The organism is Stenotrophomonas sp. A3_2 (assembly GCF_036624925.1).
In the GTDB taxonomy this organism is placed as follows: domain Bacteria; phylum Pseudomonadota; class Gammaproteobacteria; order Xanthomonadales; family Xanthomonadaceae; genus Stenotrophomonas; species Stenotrophomonas hibiscicola.
The window spans coordinates 1-564 of sequence record NZ_JAZKVY010000129.1; the positions used below are offsets into that span (position 1 = coordinate 1).

Consider the following 564-nt stretch of genomic DNA (forward strand, 5'->3'; position numbering starts at 1 on the left):
GCCGATGGTAGTGTGGCTCAAGCCATGCGAGAGTAGGTCATCGCCAGGGTTTACACCCGAAAACCCCGCTGCATGCGCAGCGGGGTTTTTCTTTGTGCGCGGTAAACACCGGGTAGTGGCGGGCGGGGGGCGGGCCCCCGCCCGGGGTGAATCGGCCCGGCGGGGGGCCCCCCCGGCCCCCCCCCCCCCCGGGGTTTCCCCGCCCCCAAGGGGGCCGGCCGGGGCCCGCAACACGACCGCTGTGTGCGCCTGCTGTTGGTAGCGGCCAACCTTGGTTGGCGCCGCTGTTCCTCGCAGGGGGATCCACGGATGGCGTGGATCTACCGGGCGATGTAACACCGTCGGGTTGCCGGCCAGCGGCCGGCACTACCCGGTGTTTACCGCGCACAAAGAAAAACCCCGCTGCGCATGCAGCGGGGTTTTCGGGTGTAAACCCTGGCGATGACCTACTCTCGCATGGCTTGAGCCACACTACCATCGGCGCAGCTGCGTTTCACTTCCGAGTTCGGGATGGGATCGGGTGGTTCCACAGCGCTAATTTCACCAGGGAGGCGGTTGGAGCGT

1 rRNA gene is annotated in these 564 nt (G+C 67.4%); it reads right to left on the bottom strand.

What is annotated here, in order from left to right:
* Window positions 1-433: 433 nt before the first annotated feature.
* Window positions 434-548 (bottom strand): 5S ribosomal RNA (gene rrf, locus R5H29_RS03035).
* Between the last annotated feature and the right edge of the window lie 16 nt (window positions 549-564).